Origin of the sequence: Oscillibacter sp. CU971 (assembly GCF_905219725.1) — a bacterium.
Taxonomy (GTDB): Bacteria; Bacillota; Clostridia; order Oscillospirales; family Oscillospiraceae; genus Oscillibacter.
Genome location: NZ_CAJMXG010000307.1, coordinates 1 through 2965 on the forward strand (window position 1 = coordinate 1; position 2965 = coordinate 2965).

Annotated in this window: 2 protein-coding genes and 1 pseudogene; 1 reads left to right on the forward strand and 2 read right to left on the reverse strand. The window is 58.4% G+C overall.

The window, feature by feature from the left end:
• Positions 1 to 68: 68 nt before the first annotated feature.
• Positions 69 to 302 (forward strand): annotated as a pseudogene (locus JX325_RS18250) (D-xylose ABC transporter ATP-binding protein); the annotation flags it as partial.
• A 269-nt stretch (positions 303 to 571) separates the two neighbouring features.
• Here the strand turns inward: JX325_RS18250 and JX325_RS14575 are convergent.
• Positions 572 to 2404, reverse strand: a complete 1833-nt coding sequence (locus tag JX325_RS14575; protein WP_204791803.1) for a VirB4 family type IV secretion system protein — start codon at positions 2402 to 2404, stop codon at positions 572 to 574.
• The coding region (locus JX325_RS14580; RefSeq protein WP_204791804.1) for a hypothetical protein at positions 2397 to 2965 on the reverse strand (569 nt) is incomplete at its 5' end. The genes JX325_RS14580 and JX325_RS14575, both read right to left, overlap by 8 nt.

The window sequence follows — 2965 nt, forward strand, 5'->3', positions numbered from 1 at the left end:
GTCCCTATAGCAGTGGGGACCTGAATTTAGAAGGTAAGAAAATTCAAATCAATCGGCCGATTGATGCTATAAGGCAGGGTATTTCTTACTTATCTGAAGATCGAAAGCGCTATGGACTGAATATGTTCATGGATATTGAAGACAATATGTCTTTGTCCGCGTTGGATAAGTTTTCCGTTATGGGAATTCTTAGCGGCGGTAAACGCTTATCAGCAGTCCTGCGCTATATTGATGAGATGAAGATTAAAACGCCGTCTTCAAAGCAAATGGCTGCAAATCTCTCCGGTGGTAACCAACAAAAAGTCGTTTTAGGTAAGTGGCTTATGACTGCCCCGAAGATTTTGATTGTGGATGAACCTACACGCGGGATTGATGTAGGCGCTAAATATGAAATCTACAATATCTTGAACCAGCTAATCTTGCAGGGAGTCAGCATCATCATGATTTCCTCTGAACTGCCGGAAGTCTTAGGTATGAGCGACCGTATTGCGGTAATGTGCGAAGGACGCCTAACTGGCATGAATGTCCTTCAGAAGCTCCTCGTCAATTTTAAAGGCCATCGTCTTTGCCACTACCGCCCACCCGCCTCTCCGAACAGCGCCCGGATGTGCTCCGGGGCGTGGACCTCCAGCAGATACCGCTCGTTGCCGCACTTGAAGAGGCAGACGCCGTTCTGGGGGTGGGCGATGAGCTCAAACTCGGACGCCTCCAGCTGGAGGTTGTCCATGTAGAAGCGCTTGTCCACATTCCCGGCGTTGAAGAGGAACTGGTGCGTAGGGATGGCGAAGAGGGGCCGGGTCATCTCCCGGACGCCGGGGACGTCGAAGTCCTCCAGGTTTTGAGAGGCCATGAGCAGGGCGGACTCCTTCTTCCGGACCCGCTTGAGGGTATTGCGGATATACTCCACGGCGGTGGGGTTGGAGAGCCAGATGTACAGTTCGTCCAGGCCGGCGACGGTGTGGCCCTCCGTCAGCAGCTTGTCGCTGAGGTAGGAAAGCAGGTTGAACAGCATGGCGTTCCGCACGCCGAGGCTGCCGTTGATGAGGTCCTTCACGCCGAAGACCAGGAAGCGGTGGGAGGTGACATTGGTGTGCCCGTTGAAGAACTTGCTTTCCGCCCCCTTGCACATGGAGTGGAGGCCCAGCAGGACCTCCTGGAGCAGTTCCTTGGGGTACAGCGGGTCCTTCTCCTGTTCATAGTGCTGATAGGCGTCCTCCATGACCTCATAAAGGTCCAAGAGGATGGGGAAATCCTTGGGCCGCATGGACTTGAAGTCCGTGTGGTCGTTCAGGCCCCAGGTCTTGTACAGCCGCTCCAGCATCAGCTCGATGGTGTCGATGTGCCGGTCGGTGAAGTCCTTGTAGGAGCGGAAGAAGTCCTTCAGGAAGGAGATGTGCTGACTGAGCCGGGTGCGCTGACGGAAGGCGTCAGGGGCATCGTCGTCGCTCTCGCTTTCAGCGTTCCAGAGCTTGGGCTCTAGGGGGTTGATGATGTATTCCCCGCTCATCACGTCGGCGAAACAGCCGTCCATGTGCCGGCACAGGTCGTCCAGCTCGTGCTCCGCGTCCAGGCAGATCACGGATTTGCCGGAGGCCAGAATGTTGCACAGCAGGAGCTTCAGGAGGAAGCTCTTGCCCTGGCCGGAGTTGCCCAGGATAAGGACGTTGGCGTTGGTCTTGTCCTCCGCCCGGCGGTCCAGGTCCAGGATGATGTTGGAGCCGAAGCGGTCCTTCCCGATGTAAAACCCGTTGGGGTCGTTTTTGCCGGAGTAGTTGAAGGGGAAGAGATTCGCCACAGAGGAGGCGGGGAGGACCCGCTCGAACTGGGAGGCGAAGACATTGCATCCCGCCGGATTGACAGCCAGGAAACCGTTTCTCTGGACGAGGAAGAGCCGGTCCGCTCCCAGCTTGGAGCGGGTAAGGGTGGCGGTCACCTCATCCCGGAGGGCCCGCAGGCCGTCGGCGTCCCTGGCGCAGAGCTCAATAAACACGGCGCAGTGGACCAGGGGCTCCTTGTTGCGGCGCATGGTGGTGATGAGGGTTCCCACGTCCTGGAGGTTGGCCTCGGCGTTAATGCTCCGGCGCATATTGCTGGTGTTCCCCCGGTCCATCCGGTTTTTGTTTTGGGCGTTGTGGATGATGGCGTCCTCCTCTCCGGCGGTGGCCTGGCGGATATAGATGTGGAGAGCCACGCCGCTTTTCTCGCCCAGGTGGCAGAGGAGGGCCAGTTCCTCGGTGGTGGCGGGATAGCTCCGCAGGGCTAGGGCGCAGCGGAAGGAGCCGCCCAGGACATAGGAATCCGTGTTGAATTTCACGGCGGCGGGGGCGATCATGTCCAGAAAGTCCTTGACCCTCGGGGCGACGGGCTTCACGGCCCGGACTTTTTTCTTCTGCTTTTTAGCCATTTTCTTGCACACTCCCTTCTCCGTCGAAGCTGTCGAAACGCTCCGTGGTCACGTCCTGCTGGTAGTAGACGGCCAGGAGCCGCCTCACGTCCTGCTCATCCGCCATACGGACGTGGAAGCCGCAGTCCCGGATACGCTTCTCCAATTGCTTTAAGGCGCTGTAGTCCTCGTTGGACTTGGGGTCGACACGGTGGACGAGGGCGAACTCCCGCGCCGAGGCGGTGGTGGACTGGATGTCGTCCAGGTGGGCCATGTTCCGGCGGAGCATCTCCCGGATGGCGGGAACCTCCTCCTGCTCTAGCCGCATTTGGTAGTAGTCCTTATTGCTCTGGAAGGACTCGCGGGAGTCCAATGCCAGAAGCTCCGCCGAGTCCAGGCCCCGGAGGAGCTCCGTCAGGGTCCGCACCCGGTTTCGGACGCCGTCGCTGGAGAGGACGGAGAGGTTATCCGGGCTGAGAAGATAAAAGACCAGCTCACCCTTGGTCGTCTTCAGGCCGTGTTCGGTGAGCTGGTCGATGCCCATGAGCTGCCGGGTGGACAGACGCCGCCGCAGCTCCTTTT